We start from the raw sequence: 25,331 nt of genomic DNA on the forward strand, positions 1-25,331 counted from the left end.
CTTCTCCCTGCTCCTTCCTGCGACCAGCAGACCGGATAAAATCATGCATCGCCAGTCACTGCGCCCGCGTCCCGATTGGAAAGCCCGCATGGAGGCATTGGGATTCGATTTCCACACAATCCCGACCGACTCCGATCCGACGGGGCTTTATTGGGATGAAAGCGCCTGCTGGGTGTTCAGTGAGGCGGAGATCGATCTGCTGGATGATGCATCGGTCGAACTGCACAAGATGTGCCTGGCGGCGGCCAAGCGGATCGTTGATGAAAAACTCTACCCGCTGCTGAACATTCCGGCCCATGCCGTACCGGCCATCGAAGCGTCGTGGGAGCGTCAGCGTCAGGGCCGCGAATTCTCCCTCTATGGCCGGTTCGATCTCGCCTATGGCGGCGGCGATTATGGCGATGGCATGCCGAAGCTGTTGGAATTTAACGCTGATACGCCAACCGGTCTGTACGAGGCCGCCGTGGCGCAATGGGCGTGGCTGGAGGAGGTGTTCCCCGACGGGGACCAGTTCAACTCCATCCATGAGGGGCTGGTTGCGCAATGGCAGGCGCTGCTGCGTGCCGACCGGTTACTGGCCGATGACCGTGATCGGCGGGGTGTGTGGGAGGCGGGCCGTGCCCTGCACCTGACCTGCGCCATGCCGCATACCGAGGATGAGGGCACGCTGCGTTATCTCCAGGATACGGCCATCGAGGCCGGCCTGGCGACCAAGAGCATCGCCCTGTCGGATATTGGCTGGACCGTGGAGCAGGACCATCTGGCCCGCCAGACACGCGGTTATTTTACCGATCTGGAAGAGCAAGAGATCAAGTGCCTGTTCAAGTTGACGCCCTGGGAATGGCTGGTCGCCGATGATTTCGGCACCAACCTGCTGGACCTGACGCGGCGTGATGCGGTGCGGGTGGTTGAACCCGCCTGGAAAATGCTGCTGTCCAACAAAGGGTTGCTGGCTGTCCTGTGGGAGATGTATCCCCACCACCCCTATCTGGTGGAAGCGCATTTCGACCGCCGTGCCTTTGGCCCTGGGTCCAAGGTGGTGGCCAAACCCTTACTGGGCCGTGAGGGGGCGAATATCAGCGTTGTGACCATGGGGGCCGATGGCCGCCCCACGACGCGCGATCTGGACGTTGCCGGCCCCTATGGTGAAGAAGGGTATGTCTATCAGGCCTGGTCGCCCGTGGTGACGGCCCGCGCGCCGGATGCGCGCGGTGTGATGCGCGACCATCATGCGGTGATCGGGTCCTGGATGATTGGTGATGTCTGTCGCGGCATCGGCATCCGCGAGGATGTGTCTGCCGTTACCCGCGACACTTCCCGCTTTGTGCCGCACCGGTTCGAGTAGGTGACGGGGGTCGATGGTAAAGGCTGCGAATGCAAGCGTCGGTGCCCTTTTACGCGACTGGCGCGCCCGCCGGCACGTCAGTCAGATGGCGCTGGCGGGTGAGGCCGAGATATCGACGCGGCACCTCAGCTTCGTTGAATGCGGTCGATCGGTCCCAAGCCGGGCCCTGCTGTTGAAGCTGGCCGAAGCGTTAAACCTGCCGCCACGGGAGCAGAATCGGCTGCTGCTGGCGGCAGGCTATGCGCCACTATATCAAGCGCAGGGGCTTGACGCCCCGGCGATGGTGCAAGCCCGGTCAACCATCGATGCCATTCTGGCGGGGCACGAACCGTTCCCGGCGTTGGCAGTGGACCGGCACTGGAACCTGGTCACAGCCAACCAGTCCCTGCACCTTATGCTGGCTCAGATGCTCTCCCAACCACTGTCGCCGCCCGTTAATGTCCTGCGACTGAGCCTGTCGCCCGACGGTCTGGCCCCCTGGATCCTGAACCTGCCGGAATGGCGACACCATCTGTTGGGGCGATTGCGGCGGGAGGCTGACATTTCCGGCGATGCGGACCTTCAGACGCTTTATGCCGAATTGCGGGCCATCGCCGGCCCGATCCTGCTACGCCCGCCGGAAGTCACATTGGGTATCGCCATTCCCTTGCGCATCCGCAGCCCACAGAGCGGCAACGCCTTGTCCTTTCTCTCCACCACCACGGTTTTTGGCACTGCGACAGACATCACCCTGTCCGAACTGACCCTAGAATGTTTCTACCCCGCGGATGAACCAACGCGCGCGGAGCTGCTGCGCTGACCCCCGATACCGCATTACCTGTGACGTAATCGACCTGGCGCCCATTTCGGCGGACTTTGCGGCATCACACTGCACAAAACCGCCAATGAAACGAAAGGACGTCACATGCAAGCCCAGACCAACCCACATCCCCCATTGTCACGTGTGCTGCTGCTGGATGCCGTGACCTGTGCGGCGATGGGCCTGTTGCTGGTCGCGCTGGCGGGAACCATCGCCGCGATTACAGCAATCCCGGAGCCTCTGTTATGGTGGGCTGGGGCCCTATTGTTTCCGGTGGCACTGTTGATTTTCATTACCTGGCGCATACGGCCGTCGCCCTACGGGATGGTAGCCTTTATTATTGTGGGCAATATCGGGTGGACACTCGCCAGTGTGATCCTGGCCTTCAGCAGCATTATCCAACCGAATATGCTGGGCACAGGCTTCCTGCTGGGTCAGGCACTGGTCGTGATCGGCTTCATCATCGCCGAAATTCGGGCCCTGCGCGCGCCCATACCGGCCTGACTGACAGTCTGCGCCGCCGCTGTTAAAGCAAATCGCGCAGGATCGGGATCAGCGGAATATCGGCGGGCGGCATGGGGTAATCGACCATGCGCACGGGTTTCACCCAGGCCAATTGCTGCCCCTCCATCGGCGTGGGCGTGCCCTTCCAGACACGAACGACATAAAGCGGCATCAGCAGGTGGAAATCATCATAGAGGTGGCTGGCGAAGGTCAGGGGAGCAAGGCAGCTTTCGGCCGTATCGATCCCCAACTCCTCCTTCAGTTCCCGCACGAGGGCCGCTTCCGGCGTCTCGCCCGCATCGACCTTGCCACCGGGGAATTCCCACAGGCCCGCCATGGACTTACCCGGCGGACGCTGGGCCAGCAGGACGCGGCCATCGGCATCGACCAGGGCGACCGCGGCGACCAGGACGGTGCGGACCGGCCCTTGACGGACCGGTTCCTGCCAGCAGGGCGTGTCACCGCCGCTCACGACCGGTAACTGCCATTAATGTCGATATAGCCGTGGGTCAGGTCACAGGTCCAGACCGTGGCCTTGCCAGACCCCAGGCCGATATCGACCTCGAACAGGATTTCCTGGCCCTTCATATGGGCGGCCACCGGCGCCTCGTCGTAACCGGGCACCTCCATCCCATTGGCGCAGATCTGCACGCCACCGGCGGAGATGACCAGCAGGTCACGGTCTGCGCGTTCACCGGCCCGGCCCACAGCGGCCACGATACGGCCCCAATTGGCATCCTCACCGGCCACGGCGGTCTTCACCAGCGGGGAATTGGCAATAGTCAGGGCGATGCGCTTGGCGGCGGCGTCGCTTTCAGCGCCCGTGACGCGCACTTCCACAAACTTGGTCGCCCCTTCACCGTCACGCACGATCTGCTTGGCCAGGTCCAGGCAGACAGCGTCCAAGGCCGTGGCAAAGGCAACCAGACGCGGATCGCCAGCATCCTCAATGGCAGCATGGTCCGCCTTGCGGGTGGCGCAGAGGACCAGCGTGTCGGAGGTGGAGGTGTCGCCATCGACCGTGATGGCATTAAAGCTGCGGTCCGTGGCGGCGGACAGGGCGGTCTGCAGCGGTGCCGGGGCGATATTGGCGTCGGTGAAGACATAGGCCAGCATGGTTGCCATGTCGGGTGCAATCATGCCGCTGCCCTTGGCGAAGCCGGCGACGGTCACAGTGACGCCATCAATGGTGGCCGTAGCCGAGGCACCCTTGGGGAATGTGTCGGTGGTCATGATGGCGCGGGCCGCCACTTCCCAGGCCTCGCCTTCCGCCGGGGCCAGCTTGCCGAAGGCTTCCGGCAGCGACTTGGCGATCAGGTCGGCGGGCATCGGCTGCCCGATAACGCCGGTCGACGCGGGAAAAATCTCGGTCGGTTTGCAGCCCAACAGCGAGACGGTCGCGTCGATGGTCGCATCCACGAACGCTTCCCCCGCCTTGCCGGTGAAGGCATTGGAATTCCCGGCATTCACCACCAAGGCCCGCACGGCCCCACCGGCAAGATGGGCGCGACAGCGATGGACGGGGGCCGACGCGGTCAGAGAGCGGGTCAGCACGGCGGCCACACTGGACCCCGCGTCCAGGACCGCCACCATCACATCATTACGCGGCGTCTTGTAGCGGATGCCGGCCCGGTGGCCGGCCAGACGCACGCCCGCCACGGGCGGCAGTGACGGGAAGGAGGCGGGGGCGAGCGGAGAGACGGCGGTCGCCATGAATGCATGCTCCGGGGCAGGGGATTGGTCTGCCGCATCAAGCCGATGCAGGGCGTCCGGGTCAAGTGCAGCTTCGATGACAAGACCGCACGGCGGCCCCCAAAGCAAAAGGCCGCCGGGTTGCCCCGACGGCCTTCGCTTAATCAACGCACATCACAGGCGCTGACCTGAACCAGATCAGTCGTTCTGCTGCTTGCGCTTCAGGGCCGCACCCAGGATGTCGCCCAGCGAAGCGCCCGAGTCGGACGAACCGAACTCGGCCATCGCGGACTTCTCTTCCTCGACTTCCTTGGCCTTGATCGACAGGCCGATCTTGCGGGAACCGCGATCAACCTGCGTGACCTTGGCATCAACCTTCTCGCCAACAGCGAAGCGGTCGGGGCGCTGCTCGGAACGTTCACGCGACAGGTCGGACTTGCGGATGAAGCCGGTGAAGCCTTCGCCCACTTCGACCTCGATGCCACCTTCGGTGATCTGGGTCACGGTGCAGGTGACGACCTCGCCCTTCTTGATACCAGCAGCGGCGCTTTCGAACGGATCGGAAGCCAACTGCTTGATGCCCAGAGAGATGCGTTCCTTCTCAACGTCAACGTCCAGGACCTTGACCTTGACCTGATCGCCCTTCTTGTATTCCTGGATCGCCTGCTCGCCGGGGGTGTTCCAGTCCAGATCGGACAGGTGCACCATACCGTCGATATCGCCCGGCAGACCCACGAACAGACCGAATTCGGTGATGTTCTTGACTTCGCCTTCCAGCTCGGTGCCGCCCGGGAACTTCTCGACGAAGGCTTCCCAGGGGTTCTGCATGGTCTGCTTCAGACCCAGGGAGATACGGCGCTTCACCGGATCCACGTCCAGCACCATCACTTCCACTTCCTGCGAGGTGGAAACGATCTTGCCCGGATGGACGTTCTTCTTGGTCCAGCTCATCTCGGAGACGTGCACCAGACCTTCGATACCGGGCTCCAGCTCCACAAAGGCGCCGTAGTCGGTGATGTTGGTGACGCGGCCCTTGAACTTGGCCTGCGGCGGGTACTTGGCTTCCACGCCTTCCCACGGATCGGCCTCAAGCTGCTTCATGCCGAGGCTGATGCGCTGGGTCTCGGAGTTGAAGCGGATGACCTGGACCGTGACGGTCTGGCCGATCTGCAGGGCTTCCGACGGGTGGTTGATGCGGCGCCAGGCGATGTCGGTGACGTGCAGCAGACCGTCAACGCCACCCAGATCAACGAACGCACCGTAATCGGTGATGTTCTTGACCACACCCTGCAGGATCTGGCCTTCCTTGAGGGAGGCGACCAGTTCGGAGCGGGCTTCCGCACGGCTTTCTTCCAGCACGGCGCGGCGGGAGACAACGATGTTGCCGCGCGAGCGGTCCATCTTCAGGATCTGGAAGGGCTGCGGCGTGCCCATCAGCGGGGTGATATCGCGCACCGGACGGATATCGACCTGGCTGCCCGGCAGGAAGGCCACGGCGCCATTGAGATCGACAGTGAAGCCACCCTTGACGCGGCCGAAGATGATGCCGGTGACGCGGGACTGGTCCGTGAAGGACTTTTCCAGCAGGGTCCAGGCTTCCTCGCGCTTGGCCTTTTCACGCGACAGGACGGCTTCGCCGTTCTTGTCTTCCATGCGCTCCAGGTAAACTTCGACGGTATCACCGACCTTCAGCTCGATCGGCTGACCGGGAACGGCGAATTCCTTCAGGGCAACGCGGCCCTCGGACTTCAGGCCGACATCGATCAGGACCTGGTCATTGTCGATGCTGAGGATGCGGCCCTTAACGACGGTGCCTTCCAGGCTGTCGGAGGAACCGAAGGACTCTTCAAGCAGAGCGGCGAAGCTTTCCTTCGCGGCGGAAACCTGTGCCATGTAAACTCCAATGGGCAGACTGTTTCGGGTTGAAACCAACGCTGGCGCCACCCTTCGTGTCCGGCACGCCCGAGCCGGTCGAAAAGCCTTGCCACCGCCGCGCCGGACACCACGCCCGACGACTTGGTACAGATTGCCTGTCCAGTCACCCGGACAGGTCCATCCCGAAGAAACCGGCAAAGTCAGGCGGGATGCCTGACAGGTACCGGCGAAGGCCATGGCGGCACCGGATGCATCGCACCGGCGAGGACGTTTACAAGCAAAAACGCGGGCAACGACGCCCCCCAGGTTTTCCTGGCGGTCGTCCGCTCGCGTCACGATCCTTCATGTCCTTCGGGACAGGCGGGTCTTATAGCCGCGATGGGCCGCCCCCGCAACCGCTAGAGTCAATCAAAGACCTGCGTTTCCGCAGCGCACCGCGCATGGGTGTCATATGGTATCGCCCCCCAGACGTGGGGTGTCGGTACTTACCGCCCCGGCTTGCGCGCCCAATTCGGCGTCAGGCGGGAAGCTTTTCCCGAACCACCGCCAGGGCAGTGTCCAGCACCTGTTGTGGCGACATGTCCGAATTGTCGATGATCACGGCGTCGACGGCGGGGACCAGGGGGGCGACGGCGCGTTTGGTGTCACGGTCGTCGCGGGCCCGCATGTCGGCCAGAACATCGGCAAAGTCAGGCTTTTCTCCGCGACCTTGCAATTCCGCAAAACGACGCTTTGCCCGTACGTCCACGCTGGCCGTCACGAACAGTTTCACGGCAGCATCAGGGCAAATCACCGTGCCGATGTCACGCCCGTCCAGCACAGCGCCCGGACGGCCATCCGGCGGGTTGGCGGCGAAAGCGCGCTGGAAATCCAGCAGGGCCTGTCGCACACCGGGCACGGCAGAGACGCGGGAAGCACCGGACGCGGTGGTATCCAGCCGCAGGTCAGGGTCATGGGTCAGCCGGTCAATATCGGTCGCCGTCAGGGACCGGGCCGTTGCGGTTGCCGCATCAGCGTCGCCCAGATCGGCACCCGCGCGGATCATGGTCAGGGCCACCCCGCGATAGAGCGCACCGGTATCCAGCAATGCATATCCCATGGCCTCTGCTACCTTACGGGCCAAGGTGCCCTTGCCGGACGCGGCGGGTCCATCAATGGCGATGACGGGGCGGGACATGGGCTTCATCCGGTGGCTGCGGGCAATGCGGCAGGCTTTGCGCCAAGCCGTCGCCCCCGTCAAGGGCAGGCATCAAAATGAACCTTGATTCGGTTTTCATTTGACTTGCCGATAGCCGCTTCATTGCCCATCCTTTTTCCGACATAACCAAATTCTGGGGGGGATCACGATGCGCCTGTTGGGAAAAATCCTGCTGGCTGTCCTGTTGCTGGTGGCGGTCAGCGTCGGCGGTGCCGTGTGGTGGGCGTGGACGCCCGATCTATCGCAGGCCGAGGCGCAGACAAGATTTGCCCGAGGGCCCGGTGATTTTGTCGAAGCCTCGGGCCTGCGGTTCCATGTGCGGCAAGAAGGTCCAGAGGCGGCGCCCGTGGTTGTGATGATCCATGGCAATGCCGCCATGTTGCAGAGTTGGGATGGCTGGGCCGCCGACCTGTCCAAGGATCATCGCGTCATCCGGTATGATCTGTCAGGCCATGGTCTGACAGGGCCGGACCCGACGGGCAGCTATGGTCCGGAACGTGATGCCCTGCACTTAAAGGATCTGTTGGACACGCTGAAAATTGGGAAAGCCACCCTGATCGGCAGTTCCCTGGGCGGGCAGATCGCCTGGCACTTCGCAGCGGCCAATCCGGACAGAGTGGAAAAGCTGGTGCTCGTCTCGCCGGGCGGGTTCCCGCTGCCCGGGATCGGGTTTGGCCAGAAGGTTGAGTTGCCCGCCGCCTTGAAGCTGATGCCCTACTCTTTGAAGCGCGATGCAGTGCGGGCCATGATCGGGCCGCTCTATGGTGATCCGACTCGGTTCAGCGACCAGATGCTGGACACCTATTATCAATCATGGCTGTCACCCGGGGTGCGAAAGGCGCGGTTGCTGCGCGCGTCGGCCTATATGATCCAGGACCCGACAGAGACCCTGCGCACGATCCAGGCGCCGACCCTGCTGGTCTGGGGTGAGAAGGACTGGCTGGTGCCCTTCACCACCACACCGGCGAAGTTCCAGGCGGCCATGCCCAACACCCGTCTGGTCAGTTTCCCCGGCCTGGGCCACATGCCCCAGGAAGAAGACCCGGCCACGACGATCGTTAAAGTCCGCGAATTCCTGATGCAGTGAGGTGCCGTCTGGCCGTCAGGCGCTGCGGCGTTTGGCGGCCAGATCAATGGGAGCCGGCGGATCGGGTCTGATTTCGCCAGTTTCCGACAGAGGCGGGGCCACAGCGGGGAAGCGGGCCAGGAAGCAGGTCCCCCGGTTGGGCATGCTGCTTTCCACGATCAAGGTGCCGCCCAGCTTCTGGGTGACCTGGCTATAGGCCAGATAAAGACCAAGGCCGCTGCCGCCCTTTTCCCGGCCTGTGGTAAAAAATGGCTCGAACATATGTTCGAGCTGTTCGCGGGTCATGCCTTTGCCATTGTCACGCACTCGCAGTTCGATCCAGCCCGTCGGATCGGCGCGCAGATCCAACTCCACCCGCCCCGGCTGGTCTTCGGGAAAGGCATGGGTGACGGCATTCACCAGCAGATTGGTTACCAGTTGCGCCACGGCATCGGGATAGGTGTCCACCGACAGGCGGGTGGCGCCGGTCAGGGCGATCGCATGCGGTGTCTTGCGGGTCTGTGGCCGCAGGGAAATCACCACCTCTTCCAGATAGCCGGCCAGATCGAAACGACGGCGATCCTGACGCGTCCGGTCGACGGCCACATGCTTGAAGCTTTCGATCAGGCGGGACGCGCGTTCCATGTTGGATTGCAGGATGCGCGCCGCCAAGGAGGTGGCGTCGATATATTCATTCATCTGCTCGCGGCGTAAAGTGCCGGTGGCCAGTGCCTGTTCGATGCTGCGCGTGTCATTGGCCAGCCGGGTGGCGGCGGCCAGGGCGGTACCGACAGGTGTGTTGACCTCATGCGCGATACCGGCGACAAGCCGGCCCAATGACGCCATCTTTTCTGCTTGCACCAGATTGTTCTGGGTTTGGCAAAGGCGGGCCAGGGCCTGTTCTGCCTGGTGCCGCGCCTCCCGTTCGGCCAACATCACCCGACGCAGCGTAGCCATCACCGTGGCAATGGCCAGCCCCGCCACCGACAGGATCGACAGCGCCGCCAGCAGACTGGCAAAGCTGGTTTGATAGTCAGCGGCGGCGAAAGGCCCCTGCCCATGTGCCGTCATCACCGTCAGGCCCGCCGCCACCAACAGGGTATAAAGCGAAGTACCCAGAAGACCCAGGCGCAACCCGGCAGTCAGAATCAGACAGAATAGGGCAAAGCGCCCACCTTCGCGCATCCATAACGGCTCCAGCAGGGCGATCATGGTCAAGAGCGCCGCACCCCCGACCACCAGCCCGAGGGCCGTGACCCAGCGTCGGCGCAGCAGTGACGTGGCCCCCGGTGCCGTGACCAATACCAGCGGTGGCGCCAGGAGCAGGATACCCATGGCATCCCCGACCCACCGACTGATCCAGATACTGGCTGTTGCCGCCTCTAGATTGTCACCGCCTGCGACGGTCGCCACCGTACCGACCGTCGCACTTAAAATCGGGCCCGCCAGCACGGGAATGGCGAGAAAAGCCACCAACCCTCCCGGACCGTCGAGCAGGGGCTGGTCGGGCCGTGTGTGGTGCAGCCATGTGCAAGCCACGAAAGCCGGCAGGCAAGTACCGAGCCCGATGAGCAGGGAAAAGACAGGGTTTCCTGCGGAAATCAGGCTAAAACCGGCGGCGCCGATAAAGATACCCGGCAGCATCGAAGGGCCGCGAAGCCACAGGGCGGCAAAGGCAATGCCGGCGGGGGGCCAGACCAGGGGTACTGCCGCTTCCCCGACCGTCACCTGCAAACCCAGCCAGCCCGCTGCCGCACAGGCCAAGGCCACGAACAGGTTCGCCAAGATCAGCCTTTGGGCCTGCGCCATCAACCATCCCCCGTCATGCATCAGATGCATGACCATTCACCCCTTATTAACACGAGTGTAGAGGATTATCGCCGGAATGGAAGGGGCGCCGAACAGGCGCCCGCCAGCCTATGGTGCGCGGCGTGCCGCCAAGCGCCAATGTTTAGCCTGTGAATAATTTCGCGCCAGAAACTGATATGTTTTTTTCAGCACGGCCTCGAAAGCCTGACTCTTCTCGGCGGCGTTGCCTTCCCAATCCTCCAGTACCTCATCCCAGGGCAGCAGCGTCTGGTGCAGATCGTCGCGCATCTCGCGAATATAGGAGATGTTTTTGTCGAACTTGGCCAGCATAGACAGGATCTCACCGGTCTGCGCATCCACCTGAGCGAATCGCTGTTCCAGGTCTGTGATCGGCGGCAGCGACAGGGTCTGCATGCGCACAATCTCTTCCTTCAGATTGCGTTCGTTCTTGTAGATGCGCGAGGCTTCTTCCAACCCGACGCGAACCTTCCCCAGCTTGGAGGAGCGTTCGCGCAACGCCTCAATATAGGAGAGTTCCTTGGCCAGCGCGTCGATGCGCGTCTCCACTTGTTCTTCGGCATTGCCGGTCAGGGAGAGCTTGTTGGCGATCATCTTGAACGCCTCCCGCACGCGGCCCTTGGTGACCGGGTCTTCCAGCACCTGTTCCAACTGTTCGGGGCTGGAGACCACCGTCTCCCCACCGGTCAGCCAGGTAACCATCTGTACTGTCAGGCGGCCCTTGGCGATCATAAAGTGGCGCTCATCGACGCGCCAGGAGGCGGAACCGTCGATCAGTTCATTGGGAATCGTGTCGCCGGGGCGGATTTCGCGGACATATTTCAGTCCCTTGGCCACCATGTCGATCAATTGCCCATCGAAACTTTTCGGGTCGATCTTGAATTCATTGCAAATCTTGTCCAGCGCCACCTCTGCCTGGACCTTGCCCAGCATGAAGCGCATGACCGGTTCATCGCTGGATTTGGACCAGACAAACCGGCAGCCATCAACGGTGAACACCTTGTGTTCGAACAAAAAATGCGTGCTGCGATTCGGGCTGGGCTGGATGCCTTGGCTCATCAGGGGGTCGTTTCTGGTCAGTCTGCGCACGGGAAGTGCAATAGATAGCATGGCTGCGCGCCAGCGGCCCCGCCCAAATCGATTACGGGACGAAAGCCAGGATTTCCCCTTTCGCCGCCATGCCTTGGCGGGGTAGCTTGGCATGAAATCCTTGATCTGCCCTTAATGGATGCCGATGTCGCCTGTCCCCATCGTTTCCGGTTCCGTGCCTGCCGTCGAGGTGGAGGCGCTGCATAAGCGTTTCGGCGACAATGAGGTCCTGAAAGGCGTATCGCTGAATGCGGCGGAAGGCGAGGTGGTAGCCCTGATCGGTTCGTCCGGATCCGGTAAAAGCACCCTGCTGCGCTGTATCAATCTGCTGGAAATCCCCGACGACGGCATTGTCCGTATTGGTGGCGAACAGATCGCCATGAAGCGGGGCCGCCATGGCATGATGCCTGCCGACGGACGCCAGGTGGAGCGCATCCGACAGCGCTGCGGCATGGTGTTTCAGAGTTTCAATCTCTGGACCCATATGACGGTGCTGGAAAACATCATCGAAGCGCCGGTCCATGTCCTGAAGCAGCCCAAGGATCAGGCCATCGCCAAAGCCGAGGCCTTATTGGCCAAGGTTGGCCTGTCAGCCAAGCGGGATGCCTATCCGGCGCAGATGTCGGGCGGCCAGCAGCAGCGGGCGGCCATCGCCCGCATGTTGGCCATGGAACCCAAGGTCATGCTGTTCGATGAGCCGACCAGCGCCCTGGACCCGGAATTGGTGGGGGAGGTGCTGAAAGTCATTCGCGATCTGGCCACAGAAGGGGCGACCATGCTGATTGTCACCCACGAAATGGCATTTGCGCGGGAGGTTTCGCACAAGGTGGTGTTCCTGCATCAGGGCCGTATCGAGGAACAGGGAACGCCGGCGGACCTGTTTGGCAATCCAAAGTCTGAACGGTGCCGCCAGTTCCTGTCCCGCGATGCGCAGCGCTGAGTTTTTTATCCATACACAATCGACGAGCCGGGAACCCGGCCATGATCCGACCTTCTGGGGGAGTAGAGTTGATGAAGAAGCTGATGGCGGCGCTGGCTCTGGCCAGTGTGATGGCGCTCTCCGGCTGTGGCAAGGAGGAGGCCAAACAGGCGGCCCCGGCGCCCGGCGGTATCCCTAACCCGCTGCGGGTTGCCACCGAAGGTGCCTATCCCCCTTACAACATGGTCGATGCCTCCGGTAACCTGATCGGGTTTGAGATCGACATGATGAAGGATGTTTGCAAGCGCATGGGCACCGAATGCCAGTTCATCGCCCAGGCGTGGGACGGGATGATCCCGGCCCTGCAGGCCGGACGCTTCGATGCCATCGTCGCCGGCATGTCCATCACCGAGGAGCGGCTGGCCGCAGTCGATTTCTCCAAAGGGTACACCACAACGCCCGCTTATCTGGTGTCCACCAATGCCAACCCGTTGCAAGAGGCGGATTATGGGATTGAAAGGATCGACCTGACCGAGATCAGCCCGGACGAACAGGCCGCCCTGGACAAGATCAAGGGTCTGTTGAAGGGCAAGGTCCTGGGGGTGCAGACGAGCACTATCCATGCCAATTTCGCCGATACCTATCTGGCCGATGTTGTCGATATCCGCCGTTATGAGACGCAGGAGAATCTGGCGCTGGACCTGCAAACAGGCCGGGTGGAAGTCGGGCTGGCAGATGCCATTACCTGGAACGCGTTCCTGCAGCGACCGGAAGGCAAGGATTTCAGTTATTTCGGCCCCGGTTTTGACGGTGGTCTTTTCGGGCGGGGGCAGGGTATTGCCATCGCCAAGGGTCGCCCGGAACTGCTGGCCGCGCTGGACAAGGCCATCGCCGACATGAAGGCCGACGGCACCATGAAGAACCTGTCGGTGCAGTGGTTCGGTTTCGACAGTTCCATGCCCTGATGCTGGCCCTGTTGCCGGGGAGTGTGTTTCGTGACCGACCAGCCCTACCGTCCTTTTGTCCTGAACTGGCGCCTGACCGAACTGCACGGGTGGGGGCTGGTCGGTGTCCATACCTGTCTGCACCTGCTGCGGACAGGTGGGGCCCCCATGCTGATCACTCCACCCGACCTTGGGACCATGCGGCCACAGACACAGGCGTTGATCCAGCCTCTGGAACTGCCGGCGCAACGTCTGGGCGCCTATATCGAGCAGGCCCGGGCGCAAGGTCAGCGCTTGCATATTGAAGCGGCGACGGTGCTGTACGCGCTGGGCGGGCAGATGCAGCCGGGTCTGGCGGCACAGCCCATGTTCGGCGCGCGTAATGTTGGTGTCGGCGCGTTCACTGAAACCAACCTGTCGGCACAGGCACAGGCAGATGCCCGTTCCTACAACCGGGTCGTCATCCATTCCCGCTTCAACCAGCAGGTGCTGGCCGATTTCGGCATCGCATCGGACTGCGTCTTCCAGGGTGTCGACCCCACAGAAGTGTCGCCCGGACCCCGATCCGACCGGTTTGGCGACCGGTTTGTGATCTTTTCCGGGGGCAAGATCGAATTCCGCAAGGGTCAGGACATCGTACTGGCGGCGTTTCGCGCTTTTCAGCAGCGCCACGCCGACGCCTTGCTGGTCACGGCCTGGGGCAATTTCTGGCCGGCGACGGCGCTCAGCATGCATTCCAGCCCGTTGGGCCTGGCGCCACTGCAGCTGTTGCCGGACGGGTCGGATGTCGACGTTGCCGGATGGATGCACGCCAATGACCTGCCAGAGACGGCGTGCCTGAATATCGGTTTCATTTCCCGTGAGAATCTGGCCCCACTGCTGCGTGACTGTGATCTGGCAGTCTTCCCCAACCGGTGCGAGCCGGGCACCAATCTGGTGGCGATGGAGGCCATGGCCTGCGGCCTGCCGGTGGTCCTGTCGGCCAATACCGGCCATCTGGACCTGATCGGGGATGACCGGACCTATGTCCTGTCCCGGCAGCAGCCGGTCCCGGACCCGTCTGGCAATGCCCGTTATTGGGGCGAAAGTGATGTTGATGAGCTGGTCGAGGCCATGGAGCACGCCTACCAGAACCGGGATGAGGCGCGGTCCCGTGGGCTGGCCGGGTCACATTGGGTGCTGAATAATCGCCGTTGGGACCAGTTCGCTGCCGACTTTGTCGATACCTGCAACCGCTGAACCGCGACCGGAACGCGCCTATGCTTGATCTACTCCGTTTCGGCAGCGAAGGCTGGGGCGACGAAATTGCCAGCGGGGCGGTGATGACCCTGCTGGTTGCCGTCTCCGCCTATCTGGTCGGGCTGTTCCTCGGATCGGGGGCGGCGGCGGCCAAGCTGTCGGGACCGGCCCCGTTGCGCTGGCTGGCTGCCCTCTACACGACCGTGGTACGTGGCGTGCCGGCCCTGCTGGTCATCTGGCTGCTGTTTTTCGGCGGGTCGGGACTGGTCACCTGGGTGGCGACCCTGTTCGGTTATGGCGGGCGGGTGGAACTGTCGGCCTTTGCCGTCGGTGTGGCCGCTGTCGGTATTGTATCCGGGGCTTATGCGACGGAGGTGATCCGGGGCGCCGTACGCGCCGTGCCGAAAGGGCAATTGGAGGCGGCGCGAGCCCTTGGCATGGGGCGGTTGCTGATCCTGCGTCGTATCCTGGTGCCGCAGGCCCTGCGCTACGCGCTGCCCGGCCTTGGCAATGTCTGGCAGATGACCTTGAAGGACACGACCCTGGTCTCTGTCGTTTCGTTGGCGGAGCTGATGCGGCAGGCCTATCTGGGTATGCAGTCCACGCGCCAGCCCTTCCTGTTCTATGTGACAGCGGCCATTCTCTACATGGTCATGACCACCTGTTCGGAGGCCCTGTTCCGCGCCCTGTCGCGGCGGGCCGATCGCGGCGTGCGCCGCGCCGTGAGCAATTGAGGGGGCGGACATGAATGTAGAGATGATCCTGTCTGCGCTCCCCACCCTGTTCGCCGGTGCCTTTGTGACGGTACAACTGGTGGTGCTGTCGCTGCTGCTGGGGTTTGCGCTGGCCCTTGCGGTGGCCTTTGGGCGGTTGTCATCCAACCGCGTCATTTCGGGGATAACGGGCGCTTATGTCTTCCTGTTCCGGTCCACGCCGCTGCTGGTGCAGATTTTCCTGATCTATTACGGACTGGGACAGTTCGAAAGCATCCGGGAAAGTTTTCTGTGGCCGGTGCTGCGGGAAGCCTATTGGTGCGCCATCATCGCGCTGACCCTGAATACGGCGGCCTATACGGGGGAGATCCTGCGCGGTGGCATCCAGGCCATCCCCTTCGGCCAGATCGAGGCGGCCCGCGCCCTGGGCATGTCGCGCCCACTGCTCTACCGCCGTATCGTGTTGCCGCAGGCCCTGCGCACCATCCTGCCGGCCTATGGCAACGAGATGATCCAGATGGTGCAGGCAACATCCCTGGCCAGTGCCATCACCCTGGTCGAACTGACCGGCGCCGCCCGCACCATTGCTTCACGCAGTTTTCAGCCGGTGGAGATGTTTGTCATCGCCGGCGCTCTCTATCTGGCCATGACCTTCGTTATCACCCAGGGCGTGCGCTGGGCGGAAAAGAAGACGGCAACGGGGTAACCGATGCCGAAAGCCATAAACGACTGCAACTGAACCCAACAAAAAAGGCCGCACCCTTGATCGAGGCGTGCGGCCTTTTCCGGGATCAGCGTGTCGGCAGCCGGTCAGCGCGGCGCCAGCACCATGATCATCTGCTTACCTTCCAGCTTCGGCATCTGTTCGACCTTGCCCAGATCGTCCAGCGCCTCGCGGACCCTCACCAGAACGGCCATGCCAATATCCTGGTGGGCCATTTCGCGGCCGCGGAAGCGCATGGTGACCTTGACCTTGTCGCCTTCTTCCAGGAAGCGGCGCATGGCCTTCATCTTGATCTCATAATCATGCTCGTCGATGTTCGGACGGAGCTTGATTTCCTTGACCTCGATGATCTTCTGCTTCTTGCGAGCCTCATTGGCCTTTTTCTGCGCCTCGTACTTGTACTTGCCATAGTCGAGGATCTTGCAGACGGGCGGATCGGCGTTGGGGCTGACCTCGACAAGGTCAAGCCCGGCCTCTTCCGCGGCGTACAGGGCGTCGCGCAGGCTGACGACACCGACCATCTCGCCATTGGCATCGACCAGACGGACGGAGCGCACATTGATTTCGCGGTTGATGCGGGGACCGTCGCGTTGCGGTTCACGGTCCTGGGTTGTAGGCCTGGCTATGGAAACTTCTCCTGTTTTCCTGGGACGGCCGCCCGGCAGGCATCTTTCAGTGCCGAAGGGCGGGCGGCGCGTCCGTTACGCTTGTTGTGGGGTACTTAGAAGGCGGAATCGGTTGAGGGCGCATCCGCGGGCGGACGCGCCTCTGCCGATAGATTAGCAATGGCGGCGTCAAGGGCAAGGATTTCCTGCGCATTGGAGCCAAGACGACGCACGGCCACGGTGCCTTGCTCCGCTTCGCGCGCGCCGACCACCAGCATGACCGGTACCTTTTGAAGCGAATGTTCGCGGACCTTCAGGTTGATCTTCTCATTACGGGTGTCCAGATCAACCCGCAGACCGGCCCGGCGCAACTTGGCCGCCACCTGTTCGGCGTAGGCGTCGGCATCGGACACGATGGTGGCCACGGTGACCTGGGTCGGCGCCAGCCAGAGCGGGAACTTGCCGGCATAATGTTCAATCATCATACCGATGAACCGCTCCAGGCTGCCCAGAATGGCCCGGTGCAGCATAACGGGGCGGTGCTTGGCGCCATCCTGGCCGATATAGGAGGCATCGAGGCGTTCCGGTAGCTGGAAATCCAGCTGCAGGGTGCCGCACTGCCAGGAACGGCCGATGGCGTCCGTGAGGTGGAACTCCACCTTCGGGCCATAGAAGGCGCCTTCGCCAGGCAGCTCCTCGAACGCCAGTCCATTGGCACGCAGCGCCACGCGCAGGCTTTCTTCCGCCTTGTCCCAGGTGGCATCGTCACCCAGACGGTTATCGGGGCGCAGCGCCAGCTTGACAGCGATCTTGTCAAAGCCCAGGTCCTTATAGACGCCCAACTGCAAAGCGAAATATTCCTTCGCCTCGCTGCCCACCTGATCTTCGGTGCAGAAGATATGGGCGTCGTCCTGGGTGAAATTGCGCACGCGCAGGATACCATGCAGGGCACCCGACGGTTCGTTGCGGTGGCAATTGCCGAACTCGGCCATGCGCAGTGGCAGGTCACGATAGGACTTTAGTCCCTGGCGGAAAATCTGCACATGGGCGGGGCAGTTCATGGGCTTCACGCCCAGATACTTCTCCGTCCCGTCCTCGGCCACGGACTCGCGGACCTTAAACATGTTGTCGCCATACAGGTCCCAGTGACCTGAAGCCTTAAACAGGCTCGAATCATAGAGCTGCGGCGTACGCACCTCGACATAGCCAGCGGTGACCAGTTTGGCGCGGATATAATTCTCCAGCGACCGGTACAAAGCCCAGCCCTTGGGGTGCCAGAAGACCGAGCCTGTCGCCTCTTCCTGCACATGGAACAGGTCCATTTCGCGGCCCAGCTTGCGATGGTCGCGCTTCTCGGCTTCTTCGATCTGATGCAGATGGTCGGCCAGTTCCTTTTCGGTGCGCCAGGCCGTGCCATAGATACGCTGCAACATCGCGTTCTTGGCATCGCCACGCCAATAGGCACCAGCCACCTTCATCAGTTTGAAGGCGTGACCGACCCGGCCTGTGGTGGGCAGATGCGGGCCCCGGCACAGGTCGTACCATTTACCCTGACGATAGATGGTGATCGTCTCGGATGCCGGCAGATCCTCAATGATCTGGGCCTTGTACTTCTCACCGATTGACTTGAAATGCTCAATCGCTTCAGTCCGGTCCCATTCTTCACGCGTGAAGGGCCGGTTCTCGTCCACGATTTCGTGCATGCGCTTTTCGATCTTGACCAGATCGTCGGGCGTGAACGGCGTGTCGCGGGCAAAATCATAGTAAAAGCCGGTCGCGATGGCCGGGCCGATGGTCACCTGCGTGCCGGGATACAGTTCCTGCACGGCCTCGGCCATAATGTGGGCAGCGTCATGCCGGATCAGTTCCAGCGCGTCGGCCTCGTTCTTGTCGGTGATGATGGCCAGATTGCAATCGGCCTGCAGCGGCAGGGCCAAATCACGGACAACGCCGTCGATCTTCACGGCCAGGGCGGCCTTGGCGAGCGACTTGGCGATGGAGGCGGCCACATCGGCCCCAGTAGTGCCCTGCGCATAGGTCCGCACACTGCCGTCGGGCAGCGTAATGGCAACCTGGGCGCTGGAAACGGGCACTTCGGCCGAAGACATGGCTATTCCCCTGATAGGCGATGGAAAAGTTTGGACCGCGACTTTTGACCGGGCGGGCACCGGCGGTCAAGCGCGGGAGATGGGCGAATTTCACATGGAAGGGAAGGGGTTTCGGTGGGCGCATCGCATTTTCGCCCTTCGTTTGTGCCATCCTTTCCGGTAAACGGGGTCGACAGTCAATTTTCGGGCGGCAATAACGGCCTATGAACGAACGGTCACGGCGGAAATCCCGGATGGGCGCAATGATGTTGCCGCTGTTGCTGCTGGCGGCCCCGGATAGTCTGGCCGCAGCGGAACCACGCCTCATCGGCGTGTTCCGTGACTGGAATGCTTTTCGCCTGGATGAGGCGTCGGGGCCTGTCTGCTGGATGGTGTCGCGGCCCAAAAAAATGGAAGGCGACTTCACCCGGCGGGGCGATGTGTTTTTGATGATCACCCACCGCCCCGCCGAACGCAGTTTTGACGTGGTGAATTTTATCGCTGGATATCCGTTCGCCGACCATGCAGAGGTGACAGTGCAGGTGGGCAAACAGAGCTTCAAGCTGTTCAGCAAAGATGAACAGGCCTGGGCGCGCGATGAGAATACGGACCGCGCCATTGCCCAGGCGCTGCCGCTGTCCTCCACCCTGGTGGTGCGGGGCACCAGCCTGCGCGGCAGCCGCACCACCGACACGTTCAGTCTGGCCGGCAGTACCGGCGCCTATCAGGCCATCGGCGATGCCTGTGCTGAACGGGCACCCGCGGCGGAGCCAGAGACGACCGTCCCCGTCCCCGCCCCGGTGCCGTGACCGGTCAGTCGGCCGCCGCCGTCTGGCAGATGTTTTTCAGAGCCTGCCATTCCGCTGCTTCCAGAACGGCGCCCGCCGTCTGTCCGCCGCCGGCCCGTTGCAGGGTAGCGATGCGTTCCGACAGGGTCGGGTGGCTGCCCATCCATTCGGCCAGCGTGCCATCCGCCTCCGGATGCTCTGTCCGGATCGTTTCAAACAGGCGGGCGAGCGGCAGGGGCGAGACACGGGCCTGGGCCAGGGCGTCAATGGCGTAGGCGTCGGCCTGACGTTCCTGATCCTGGCTGAATTCCGATTCGACCATCTGGCTGACCCCGACGGCCAATGCGCCGCCGCCAATGTCGCCCACCACCATGGAAATCAGCGCCGAGCTGAGGCCGTAACGCATCACCCGTTCCATGGAATGGCCATGATGCAGGTGCCCCATTTCATGGGCCAGCACGCCCAGGATGGCTTCCGGCCCATCGGCCCGGTCCATCAGCGCGGTCGTAACGCTGACATGGCCGCCCGGCAGGGCGAAGGCGTTGGGCAGGTCGCTGTCGATGATATGCAGCCGTGTGGTGCCGGCCACGGGTGGAAGGCGGTCCGCCAGCTTTTTCAGGGCGGCAACCCCGTCGGGCGCGTCGCACCGGTCATTGCCGCCCTTTCGGGTCAGCAGGGCGGTGGCCAGAGTCTGTACCTGGTCCCCGATGCGCGCCTGCCAGGAGGTCGGCACCATCGGGGCCAGCATGCCGGCCATGGCCGGGATCACGAATTCCACCAGCAGGAGAACCGACAGCACGGCCCCCACCAGCCAGACGGCCAGGGGCAGTTCACGCCGGACCCGATGCTGCTGCTGTGCCGGCTGCGGCATACCGGTGGCATGGGCGCAGCGCAGCAGGGCGTCGGGATCGTCTAGTACCAGGACGGCATGCGCATCGGCGGCCAGCCCCACCCGCAGGCGCCCGTCGGGAAAATCGCCGGGGATGGGCGCCACGTCACGCCAGGACCAGCGGTCAAGCTCCCGCCCATCCTCCCGGTCGATCACCAGCCATTGTTCCAGAAAGGTCAGACGGACCGGGATGGCGCGGCCCGTCTGACGGTCTTCATAGGATGCCTGCATGCCGGTCACGCGCCGATGCCGATATCGCCGATGGCATCGGCCAGCCCTTCACCCCGGGTCGGTGCCGGCTGACCCCGGTTCAACAGGTCATCCAGCACGGCCATATTGCGTAGCCGCAGGTGGCGGCCGATCTGACGCAACACCTCCACCTGGGTCCAGGCCACGGAGATCAGGCTGTTCAACGAGAGGAAGACCACCATCAGGACCAGCGGCAGCAAGAAGATGACGGTACTTTTCGGCCCCATCGCCCAGATAAGCAACGCACCCGCCCCCACCATCAGCAGCAGCGTCACCACATAGATCACGGTGCCCACGAGGGGAATATACAATAGCTGACGGGTGCGCAGTGGCAGGTCGAACAGCATGTCGCCCAACTGCGTGGCCCCCAGGAAGGCGATGGAGCGGCGCACCGCATAGAGGAAAAAACCTGCCGTACCCAGGGTGATCAGGATGGCGACGACGATCCAGATGGTTGGTTCGAATGTCGGCATGGGGCCGGGATGAATACCGGTCACCTGGGCCTCCTGTGCCGCCGCCGACCAGGTCATGAAGGGCAGGAACCCCACGATCAAGGCGATATAGCCGACAAGGAACAACAGCCAGCTGGGCAGATAGACCGACCAGAGGCCGGCGCTGGTCGCGCTGGCCCGGAAACGTTCGGTGCCGAACCAGCTGATGCCCGTCCGGTAATTATAGAGGCGGGCATCGATCTTCGGCTGCAACAGGCCGAATGATACCAGCACCAGCAGATAGCCATTGAGATGCTTCACCATGAACCGGCGCAGTTCCCGATCCTGACCGCCATGGATGCCGCGCCAGCGGGTACGGGTCAGCAGATAGCGGCGGGCGAAATACATGGCCATCAGGCCCAGGAGGCCGGCCCCCAGCGCCACTGCCATCTGGAAGGCAAAACGCTGGCCGAATGCCGTGGGCGGGATCATGGCATTCACAACCGACACAATCAGGCCAAATGGCAGCAATGCCACCAGCGCCACTAGGAAACCGATGAACAGTTCCTTGCCGGTGCCCGTATAGGCGAACCGATCATCGCGCAGGGTGACCGCCGACCAGAGGCGCTGACGCACCTTGGTGCGGGCCCAGAACCGGTAGATGCCCAGTGTGATGACGGTCAGAAAAGTGTTCAGCAGCAGCAGCCCGATCAGGGAGCCGCGGTTGATATCGATCTGGATGCCACCGTCGCCGGGTGGCGTACCGTCCACGCTGGGTATCGTGGAATCATCGCTTAATGGCAGGCTCGTCAATTCATCCCCCCGGTTGATTGCAATTGCAGAGTATAGTTTCCACGGAGGCGCGGCAAGCTGTCGCGGTGAGATTTTTGCAATGCTATCAAAGACATACGGTGGTGTGGCGGCGAGGGATGATTCGCACGAAGAGCCATTTTGCGAATAGGTCTCAATGGCATCTTGACAGGCAGGGGAGGCGGGCCGACATATCGGTCAACCATTGGGCCGCCATGGCATGCGACCCCGCCAGCAGGAGCAGGAAATGAAGATGTTCGCCCGCCGCACCCTTCTTCGCACCATGACACGCCATGTGGCGGCGGCAGGATTGGGTGTCGCACTGTTGTCGCTACCGGCCCTGGCGGCTGGGGCCAAGGAAGTGAACATTTATTCATCGCGGCACTATGACGCCGACAAGTTGATCTATGCCGCGTTCGAGAAGGAGACGGGCATCCAGGTCAATGTCATCGAGGGCAAGGATGACGAGTTGATCGAGCGTCTGAAGGCCGAAGGGCGCAACAGCCCGGCTGATGTGCTGCTGGCTGTTGATGCCGGTCGCCTGTGGCGCGCCCAGGATGCGGACGTGCTGCAGCCGGTGAAGAGTGCGCTGCTGGAAAAGGCGGTGCCGGCGGAATATCGCCAGAAGGATGGCTATTGGTTCGGCCTGTCGGCGCGTGCCCGCGTCATCATCTACAACAAGGACAGCGTGAAGCCGTCAGACCTGTCCACCTATGAGGATCTGGCCGATCCGAAATGGAAGGGCCGCCTGCTGGTCCGATCCTCCACCAATGTCTATAGCCAGTCGCTGACCGGTTCCATCCTGGCCGCCCATGGCGCTGCAAAGACCGAAGCCTGGGCCAAGGGGATTGCCGCCAATTTTGCGCGCAAGCCCCAGGGCGGTGACACAGACCAGATCAAGGCCGTAGCGGCGGGTGAGGGGGATGTGGCGATCTCCAACACCTACTATCTGGCCCGTATGCTGAATTCCAGCAATCCGGCGGATCAGGCCACGGCACAGAAGGTCGGACTGTTCTTCCCCAACCAGAAGGACCGGGGCGCACATGTGAATATTTCCGGTGCCGGCGTCGTGAAATATGCCCCCAACCGCGATAATGCCGTGAAGTTCCTGGAATTCCTGGCCAAGCCGGAAGCGCAGAAGATCTTCGCCGAGGCCAATTATGAATTCCCGGTGGTGGCCGGTATCCCGTCCCATCCGATTGTGGCCGCCTGGGGTGACTTCAAGCGCGACAGCCTGAATGCCAGCGTCTATGGCCAGAACAATGCCGAGGCGCTGAAGATCATGGACCGGGCCGGGTGGAAGTGAGTTGTGACGGGGGCGGGGTCAGAACCCCGCCTCCACCGCCCCGACCTTCACGCCCGCGCGGTTGCGCAGGGCGGGATTGACCAGGGGCTGTAGCGCTGTCCAGTCGGCATCGCTCAACATCCCCAACCGGCGCAGGACGGCGGCCATGGCGGGGCCGGCGGCACGTTTGGCGCCGTCATCGATCTTCACCGCGATGGCGATGCCTTCATCGGGAAGGATGCCGACGCTGACACCCTCTGCCCCTGCCTTGGACAGGATGCGGCTGCTCAGGGTCTGCATGAACAAAGTGTCGAAGCCTTCGGTCCCGCTGACCAGTTCCGGGTGCGCGCCCCAGGCGGCCAGCAGGCGCTGGGCCGCGTCGGCCCGCGCCGAGGGCAGGTCCTGCGGATCGGCCAGACGGGCCATGCCGAAGGCCAGCGCCTCCAAAGGCAGGCCGATGGTGGGGATGGAACAACCATCAATACCCCAAGGGGCGCCTGTCAGATCTTGCGCCGTCACCTGTTCCATGACGCCCAGGATGCGCTGCTGCACCCGGTGCTGATAATTCACATAGCCACGGATGGCCTCTCTCCGGTGCAGGGCGGTGGTGACCATGCCGGCATGTTTGCCCGAGCAGTTATTGTGCAGCGTCGTCGGCTCTTCCCCCCGGCGCAGCATCGCCTCCCAGGTGGGCACCGAATAGGGGGCGTGGCTGCCGCATTCCAGATGGTCCGGCGTCAGCCCGATGCGCGACAGCCAGGCCGCCACCCGGCTGGTATGCATCGGTTCGCCATCATGGCTGGAACAGGCGAGCGCCAGTTCCTCCGACCCCAGACCGAAGGCATCGGCGGCCCCGGTTTCGACCAGGGGCAAGGCCTGCAACGCCTTGTTGGCGGAACGGGGGAAGGTGATGGCCTTTACATCGCCGAAACTGGCCAGCACGTGGCCGTCGGCCCCCACCACCACCGCCCGGCCGCGATGGATGCTTTCCACCAGCCCGCCGCGCGTCACCTGGATCAAGATCGGGTTGGTGCTGTCATCGGGCAGGCGCACGGCCACGCCGCCTGTGGTGTCGGAATGGTGATGGCCGCAGCCGGGACCGTGGATATGGGGCGGATTGGGATCGGGCATGACCGGTGCGCAGGCGAGGGATGGGGGCAGGCACCTTGCCCCGACGGCCCTTTCCATGCAAGGAGTCGCGGCAATCCCCTTCCCATCATCAGGTCATCATGCGCGGTTATTTCGCCCTCGGCGCCGAAGGCATCAGCAAGTCCGGCAATCTGGGCACCATCATGCGGACAGGCCATGCGTTCGGTGCCAGCTTTGTGTTTTCCGTGAACGCCGTGGTTGACATGGATGAGTTGCGTGTCACCGACACGTCGGGTGGCGTGGACCATGTTCCCTATTATGGCTGGAAGTCGATTGCAGAGATGGCACTGCCGGCGGGATGCCAACTGGTCGGGTGCGAACTGACCGATGATGCCGCCGAACTGCCCAGCTTCCGTCACCCGCTGCGCGCCGCCTATGTGTTCGGACCGGAGCGCGGCAACCTGTCGGAGCCTATGCTGGCCCGTTGCGACCATGTGGTGAAGATCCCCACCAAGTTCTGCGTCAATGTTTCAGTGGCCGCCGCCATTGTCACCTATGACCGCATGATCAGCCTGGGCCGGTTTGCCGAACGGCCCGTGCGTGTTGGGGGGCCGCGGGACGCCATGCCCGATCATGTGCATGGCAAGGTCCGCGTCCGGAACAAGGAGAGCCTGCGCATGCGCCCCCTGCTGGGCGGATGGGAGTGAAAGGCGCTGGCCGGCGAGCGCCATCGCCACATCTTCAGGTCAGGTGGGAACAGAGATGCCTGTTTCCCAAATATGCTATAGTCGGATGTCCGATGACGAGGCCCGCCATGTCTGCCTACATGCGCTTTCCTGCCCTGACCCTGCTTTTCCTGGCGCTAGCCGGTCCTGTGGTGGCCCAGCAAGCCAAACCACAGCCGGAGGTCATGGACGAGGTGATCGTGACGGCCCCGCGCAATGGCGAACCGGGCTTTCAGGAAGACCAGGAGTATCACCAGAAAGAATATCAGCGCCTGCACGCGATGTTCGGCAAGCCGCCTGCGGCGCAGCCACGCGGCGATCAGATTTTCGCGTCCGGCGGGACGATGAGTGCCCCGAATGACCGTTCGCCCGTCCGCGAGCAGATTGAGAGTGCCCCCCGCTTGCGCGATACGTTCGGCGGCAACTGATCAAGGTCCAC

Annotated in this window: 24 protein-coding genes; 13 read left to right on the forward strand and 11 right to left on the reverse strand. The window is 62.9% G+C overall.

What is annotated here, in order from left to right; genetic code table 11:
- Positions 1–43: 43 nt before the first annotated feature.
- The 3 genes from CHU95_RS04010 (at position 44) to CHU95_RS04020 (ending at position 2,648) form a co-directional block, all read left to right on the forward strand.
- Entirely contained in the window at positions 44–1,345 is a 1,302-nt protein-coding gene (locus CHU95_RS04010) for a glutathionylspermidine synthase family protein (RefSeq protein ID WP_094453980.1), read from the forward strand.
- 13 nt (positions 1,346–1,358) lie between these two features.
- Entirely contained in the window at positions 1,359–2,144 is a 786-nt protein-coding gene (locus CHU95_RS04015) for an MmyB family transcriptional regulator (RefSeq protein ID WP_094453982.1), read from the forward strand.
- 105 nt (positions 2,145–2,249) lie between these two features.
- A complete protein-coding gene (locus tag CHU95_RS04020; protein WP_094453984.1) occupies positions 2,250–2,648 on the forward strand; it encodes a hypothetical protein in 399 nt (132 codons plus the stop codon).
- Between the two features lie 22 nt (positions 2,649–2,670).
- Here the strand turns inward: CHU95_RS04020 and CHU95_RS04025 are convergent, their stop codons facing one another.
- The 4 genes from CHU95_RS04025 to cmk all read right to left on the reverse strand — a co-directional run bounded on the left by CHU95_RS04025 (position 2,671) and on the right by cmk (position 7,392).
- Positions 2,671–3,120, reverse strand: a complete 450-nt coding sequence (locus tag CHU95_RS04025; RefSeq protein WP_094453986.1) for a (deoxy)nucleoside triphosphate pyrophosphohydrolase — start codon at positions 3,118–3,120, stop codon at positions 2,671–2,673.
- Complete coding sequence (gene argJ, locus CHU95_RS04030) at positions 3,117–4,361, reverse strand: bifunctional glutamate N-acetyltransferase/amino-acid acetyltransferase ArgJ (RefSeq protein WP_094453988.1); 1,245 nt, start codon at positions 4,359–4,361, stop codon at positions 3,117–3,119. Before argJ ends, CHU95_RS04025 begins: the two co-directional genes overlap by 4 nt.
- A 177-nt stretch (positions 4,362–4,538) precedes the next feature.
- A complete protein-coding gene (rpsA, locus tag CHU95_RS04035; RefSeq protein ID WP_094453990.1) occupies positions 4,539–6,233 on the reverse strand; it encodes a 30S ribosomal protein S1 in 1,695 nt (564 codons plus the stop codon).
- A 499-nt stretch (positions 6,234–6,732) separates the two neighbouring features.
- The gene (cmk, locus tag CHU95_RS04040) at positions 6,733–7,392 is read right to left on the reverse strand and encodes a (d)CMP kinase (protein WP_094453992.1); all 660 of its coding nucleotides are present in this window, start codon (positions 7,390–7,392) and stop codon (positions 6,733–6,735) included.
- A gap of 169 nt (positions 7,393–7,561) precedes the next feature.
- Between cmk and CHU95_RS04045 the strand changes: the two genes are divergently transcribed.
- Positions 7,562–8,500 carry an alpha/beta fold hydrolase gene (locus CHU95_RS04045; protein WP_094453994.1) on the forward strand — a complete coding sequence of 313 codons (939 nt, stop codon included), beginning with the start codon at positions 7,562–7,564 and terminating at the stop codon, positions 8,498–8,500.
- Positions 8,501–8,515: 15 nt separating this feature from the next.
- On the opposite strand, the gene CHU95_RS04050 is transcribed toward CHU95_RS04045, so the two are convergent.
- Positions 8,516–10,324, reverse strand: a complete 1,809-nt coding sequence (locus tag CHU95_RS04050) for an ATP-binding protein (protein ID WP_094453996.1) — start codon at positions 10,322–10,324, stop codon at positions 8,516–8,518.
- Positions 10,325–10,396: 72 nt separating this feature from the next.
- Positions 10,397–11,365, reverse strand: coding sequence for a hypothetical protein (locus CHU95_RS04055; RefSeq protein ID WP_245837853.1), 969 nt, complete (start codon positions 11,363–11,365; stop codon positions 10,397–10,399).
- A gap of 169 nt (positions 11,366–11,534) precedes the next feature.
- Here CHU95_RS04055 and CHU95_RS04060 point away from each other — a divergent pair, with 169 nt between their 5' ends.
- Genes CHU95_RS04060 through CHU95_RS04080 form a run of 5 tightly spaced genes read left to right on the forward strand, consistent with a single transcriptional unit; the run spans position 11,535 to position 15,916 of the window.
- Complete coding sequence (locus CHU95_RS04060) at positions 11,535–12,335, forward strand: ABC transporter ATP-binding protein (protein WP_425435945.1); 801 nt, start codon at positions 11,535–11,537, stop codon at positions 12,333–12,335.
- A gap of 41 nt (positions 12,336–12,376) precedes the next feature.
- On the forward strand, positions 12,377–13,279 hold the full coding sequence (locus tag CHU95_RS04065; protein WP_094454000.1) for a transporter substrate-binding domain-containing protein: 903 nt from the start codon (positions 12,377–12,379) through the stop codon (positions 13,277–13,279).
- Positions 13,280–13,309: 30 nt separating this feature from the next.
- Positions 13,310–14,497, forward strand: a complete 1,188-nt coding sequence (locus CHU95_RS04070) for a glycosyltransferase family 4 protein (protein WP_133065422.1) — start codon at positions 13,310–13,312, stop codon at positions 14,495–14,497.
- Positions 14,498–14,517: 20 nt separating this feature from the next.
- Positions 14,518–15,231, forward strand: a complete 714-nt coding sequence (locus CHU95_RS04075; protein ID WP_094454004.1) for an ABC transporter permease — start codon at positions 14,518–14,520, stop codon at positions 15,229–15,231.
- Between the two features lie 10 nt (positions 15,232–15,241).
- Positions 15,242–15,916, forward strand: a complete 675-nt coding sequence (locus CHU95_RS04080) for an ABC transporter permease (protein ID WP_094454006.1) — start codon at positions 15,242–15,244, stop codon at positions 15,914–15,916.
- A gap of 104 nt (positions 15,917–16,020) precedes the next feature.
- Here CHU95_RS04080 and infC read toward each other — a convergent pair whose 3' ends face one another.
- Complete coding sequence (infC, locus tag CHU95_RS04085; protein ID WP_094454008.1) at positions 16,021–16,560, reverse strand: translation initiation factor IF-3; 540 nt, start codon at positions 16,558–16,560, stop codon at positions 16,021–16,023.
- A 95-nt stretch (positions 16,561–16,655) separates the two neighbouring features.
- Positions 16,656–18,647, reverse strand: a complete 1,992-nt coding sequence (gene thrS / locus CHU95_RS04090; protein WP_094454010.1) for a threonine--tRNA ligase — start codon at positions 18,645–18,647, stop codon at positions 16,656–16,658.
- Between the two features lie 242 nt (positions 18,648–18,889).
- Here thrS and CHU95_RS04095 point away from each other — a divergent pair, with 242 nt between their 5' ends.
- Complete coding sequence (locus CHU95_RS04095; RefSeq protein WP_207762369.1) at positions 18,890–19,435, forward strand: invasion associated locus B family protein; 546 nt, start codon at positions 18,890–18,892, stop codon at positions 19,433–19,435.
- A gap of 4 nt (positions 19,436–19,439) precedes the next feature.
- Here the strand turns inward: CHU95_RS04095 and CHU95_RS04100 are convergent, their stop codons facing one another.
- Both CHU95_RS04100 and CHU95_RS04105 read right to left on the reverse strand, forming a co-directional pair.
- Positions 19,440–20,534 carry a M48 family metallopeptidase gene (locus tag CHU95_RS04100; protein WP_245837873.1) on the reverse strand — a complete coding sequence of 365 codons (1,095 nt, stop codon included), beginning with the start codon at positions 20,532–20,534 and terminating at the stop codon, positions 19,440–19,442.
- A 5-nt stretch (positions 20,535–20,539) separates the two neighbouring features.
- Entirely contained in the window at positions 20,540–21,796 is a 1,257-nt protein-coding gene (locus CHU95_RS04105) for a DUF898 family protein (RefSeq protein ID WP_165772000.1), read from the reverse strand.
- A gap of 244 nt (positions 21,797–22,040) precedes the next feature.
- Between CHU95_RS04105 and CHU95_RS04110 the strand changes: the two genes are divergently transcribed.
- On the forward strand, positions 22,041–23,099 hold the full coding sequence (locus CHU95_RS04110; protein WP_342744696.1) for a Fe(3+) ABC transporter substrate-binding protein: 1,059 nt from the start codon (positions 22,041–22,043) through the stop codon (positions 23,097–23,099).
- A gap of 18 nt (positions 23,100–23,117) precedes the next feature.
- Here CHU95_RS04110 and CHU95_RS04115 read toward each other — a convergent pair whose 3' ends face one another.
- The gene (locus CHU95_RS04115; protein ID WP_094454016.1) at positions 23,118–24,209 is read right to left on the reverse strand and encodes an asparaginase; all 1,092 of its coding nucleotides are present in this window, start codon (positions 24,207–24,209) and stop codon (positions 23,118–23,120) included.
- Between the two features lie 98 nt (positions 24,210–24,307).
- On the opposite strand from CHU95_RS04115, the gene CHU95_RS04120 reads away from it, so the two are divergent.
- Both CHU95_RS04120 and CHU95_RS04125 read left to right on the forward strand, forming a co-directional pair.
- Entirely contained in the window at positions 24,308–24,874 is a 567-nt protein-coding gene (locus CHU95_RS04120) for a TrmH family RNA methyltransferase (protein WP_094454288.1), read from the forward strand.
- Positions 24,875–24,981: 107 nt separating this feature from the next.
- Entirely contained in the window at positions 24,982–25,320 is a 339-nt protein-coding gene (locus tag CHU95_RS04125) for a hypothetical protein (protein WP_094454018.1), read from the forward strand.
- The last annotated feature ends 11 nt before the right edge of the window (positions 25,321–25,331 follow it).

This window comes from Niveispirillum lacus (assembly GCF_002251795.1).
GTDB lineage: Bacteria > Pseudomonadota > Alphaproteobacteria > Azospirillales > Azospirillaceae > Niveispirillum > Niveispirillum lacus.